3 protein-coding genes and 1 pseudogene are annotated in these 1997 nt (G+C 69.0%); all 4 read left to right on the top strand.

Annotated features, from left to right (window positions below; all coding sequences use genetic code 11):
• A pseudogene (locus GJ693_RS15700) lies at window positions 1–207 on the top strand (class I SAM-dependent methyltransferase); the annotation flags it as partial.
• The gene (locus tag GJ693_RS15695) at window positions 204–725 is read left to right on the top strand and encodes a GNAT family N-acetyltransferase (RefSeq protein WP_156257173.1); all 522 of its coding nucleotides are present in this window, start codon (window positions 204–206) and stop codon (window positions 723–725) included. The pseudogene GJ693_RS15700 and the gene GJ693_RS15695, both read left to right, overlap by 4 nt.
• Window positions 707–1477, top strand: coding sequence for a peptidoglycan editing factor PgeF (pgeF, locus tag GJ693_RS15690; protein ID WP_156257172.1), 771 nt, complete (start codon window positions 707–709; stop codon window positions 1475–1477). The genes GJ693_RS15695 and pgeF overlap by 19 nt, the downstream gene beginning before the upstream one ends.
• Before the next feature lie 48 nt (window positions 1478–1525).
• Window positions 1526–1997, top strand: a 472-nt coding sequence (locus tag GJ693_RS15685) for a sulfite exporter TauE/SafE family protein (RefSeq protein WP_156257171.1), incomplete at its 3' end; no start/stop codon positions are given.

The raw sequence follows: 1997 nt of genomic DNA, 5'->3' as shown, positions 1-1997 counted from the left end.
GCGCAGGGCGCGCTGTTGGGGGACCTCGGCATCGCCGCCCGGGCCGAAGCGCTGAAGCAGGGCAAGCCCCCGCACGCCGCCGGGGCCATCACCGCGGCGCTGCTGCGGCTCACCGCGCCGCAACAGATGGGCGCCATTTTCCGTGCGATGGCGGTCACCGCGCCGGGCTGGCCAGTGCCGGCCGGATTTGGCATGGCAGGGGCATGACGACCCCACCGCTTTCCTACCGCGACGCGACGGCGGCCGATGCCGCCGTGCTCGCCGGCATCGCCGCCGCCACCTTCATCGAGACGTTCGGCCCGCTCTACAAAGCGGATGATCTGGATCGCTTCATTGCCGGCTACACGCCCGCCGCCTATGCCGCCGAGCTGGCCGATCCGGATATCGCCGTGCGCTTCGCCTGCATCGGGGAGGTGGTGATCGGCTTCTGCAAGGTGAGCAGCCTGAAACTCCCCGCCCCCGATCCCGCAATTGGTGCAATGGAATTGCGCCAGCTTTACATCTACAAGCCCTGGCAGGGCCGCAAGATTGCCGATGCCCTGACCGATTGGGCCAAGGACACCGCCCGTGCCCGCGGCGCGTCGGAGATCTGGCTCAGCGTCTTCACCGATAACCCGCGCGCCCGCCGCTTCTACGCCCGCCATGGCTTCGAGGAGGTCGCCCCCTATCACTTCATGGTCGGCGATCAGGCTGACGAGGACATCTTGTGCCGGGCGAAACTGTAGCGTTCCTCACCGTCCCGGCGCTGGCCGGCGTGCGTCACGGGTTCCTCACCCGGCGTGGCGGCGTCTCGCATGGGCTGTTTGCCAGCCTGAATGTCGGGCTGGGCAGCAGCGATGATAAGGGCGCCGTGCAGGAAAACCGCCGCCGCGCCGTCGAGGCCGTGGCCCCCGGCGCGGCACTGGTGACGTTGCACCAGGTCCATAGTGCCACGGTTGTGCCGGTCACCGCCGCCTTCCCCGACGACGCCCGCCCCCACGCCGACGCGATGGTCACCGCCACGCCCGGCCTGGCGCTCGGCATCCTCACCGCCGATTGCGCGCCGCTCCTGTTTGCCGATGCAGAAGCCGGGGTGATCGGCGCGGCGCATTCGGGCTGGAAGGGCGCGCTCGCCGATATCGGCCCGGCCACGGTCGCTGCGATGGAGCAGCTCGGCGCCCGGCGGGATCGCATCGTTGCCGCCATCGGCCCCACCATCGCCCAGCGCAGCTACGAGGTTGATCAGGGCTTCGTGGACCGCTTCTGCGCGGCCGATCCGGCCCACGAAGGCTTCTTCCGTCCCGGCAAGCCCGGTCATGCCCAGTTCGATCTGGAGGGTTTCATCGCGTCGCGCCTGGCCGCCGCCGGTGTGCGCGCCGTGGTGGCGATGGGGGTGGACACCTATCCCGACGATACGCGCTGGTTCAGCTTCCGTCGCACCACCCACCGCAAGGAGCTGGATTATGGCCGGCAATTGTCGGTGATTGCGCTGCCCTGAACGAAAAGCCCGATTCCCTTTTTCCCGCCCTGCCCGTAACGTCCCGCCGTGGACATCTATCTGCCCATTGCCGAGATGTCGGTGAATGCCCTGCTCATCATCCTGATGGGCGGCGCGGTCGGCTTCCTGTCGGGCATGTTCGGCGTGGGCGGCGGCTTTCTCACCACGCCGCTGCTGATCTTCTATGGCATCCCGCCGGCGGTCGCGGTGGCCTCTTCGGCGACGCAGATCACCGGTTCCTCGGTGTCGGGTGCGCTGGCCTATTGGGAGCGCGGCCAGGTTGATGCGCGCATGGGCGGCGTGCTGGTGGCGGGCGGCATTGTCGGTGCCGGCATCGGCCAGGTGATCTTCCGCCTGCTGCAGGATCTGGGCCAGATCGATGTGGTGATCAGCCTGATCTATGTCATCTTCCTGTCAGTGATCGGTGGCCTGATGCTGCGCGATGCCTGGGGCGCCCTGCGCGCGGCGCGATCGGGAGCCGCGCCGCCGCCGCGCCGCACCCGCCACCTGCCCTGGGTAG

The sequence above is a fragment of the Sandarakinorhabdus oryzae genome (genome assembly GCF_009733735.1).
GTDB classification, from domain to species: domain Bacteria; phylum Pseudomonadota; class Alphaproteobacteria; order Sphingomonadales; family Sphingomonadaceae; genus Sandarakinorhabdus; species Sandarakinorhabdus oryzae.
This window is presented reverse-complemented; position numbering and strand designations above follow the sequence as displayed.